We start from the raw sequence: 280 nt of genomic DNA, 5'->3' as shown, positions 1-280 counted from the left end.
CCCGCCGCACGGTCCGCTGGAGCCGTCGCGTCCCCATCGGCACCCGCCTCGCCAACCTCGGCAGCCACTCGGCCTTCCTCGTCACCCCCGAGGAGCGCACGACCGCCTTCCTGGAAGAGGAGCGCGCCCACCTCCTGACGGCCTTCCCGGACGGCATGGTCGAGGAGACGTACGACGTCCTGCTGCTGGTCGCCCGCAAGCCCTGACCCACTCCTCACCCGCCGCACCCCCTTGACGCCGTACCTCCTCCAGCCCAATTATTCATCACATGATGAATTAC

1 pseudogene is annotated in these 280 nt (G+C 68.2%); it reads left to right on the top strand.

Going from position 1 to position 280, the window contains the following annotated elements:
* A pseudogene (locus tag CCN44_RS47285) lies at nucleotides 1-206 on the top strand (SAM-dependent methyltransferase); the annotation flags it as partial.
* Nucleotides 207-280: the final 74 nt, after the last annotated feature.

Source organism: Streptomyces tricolor (genome assembly GCF_002155905.1).
GTDB classification, from domain to species: domain Bacteria; phylum Actinomycetota; class Actinomycetes; order Streptomycetales; family Streptomycetaceae; genus Streptomyces; species Streptomyces tricolor.
The sequence above is the reverse complement of the archived record's forward strand: the minus strand, read 5'-3'. Positions and strand labels throughout refer to the sequence as shown.